Annotated in this window: 1 protein-coding gene; it reads left to right on the top strand. The window is 68.8% G+C overall.

Annotation, left to right across the window (positions count from 1 at the left end; translation table 11 throughout):
* Nucleotides 1-304 (top strand): EF-Tu/IF-2/RF-3 family GTPase (locus tag DRV84_RS15375; protein ID WP_239995115.1); only part of this gene is annotated, 304 nt, incomplete at both ends.

Here is a 304-nt window from a genome sequence, read left to right as displayed (position 1 = left end):
CCCGAGATCGGCGAGGAGAAGATCAAGGAGCTGATGGCGGCGGTCGACGACTACATCCCGACGCCGGAGCGCCCGGTGGATCAGCCGTTCCTGATGCCGATCGAGGACGTGTTCTCGATCTCGGGGCGCGGCACGGTGGTGACGGGCCGCGTCGAGCGCGGCGTGATCAACGTGGGCGACGAGATCGAGATCGTGGGCCTGAAGCCGACGCGCAAGACGACCTGCACGGGCGTGGAGATGTTCCGCAAGCTCCTCGACCGGGGCGAGGCGGGCGACAACATCGGCGCGCTGCTGCGCGGCATCG

Source organism: Rhodosalinus sediminis (assembly GCF_003385555.1).
In the GTDB taxonomy this organism is placed as follows: Bacteria; Pseudomonadota; Alphaproteobacteria; order Rhodobacterales; family Rhodobacteraceae; genus Rhodosalinus; species Rhodosalinus sediminis.
Note: the sequence above shows the minus strand (reverse complement) of the source record. Positions and strands in the feature narration are given on the sequence as shown.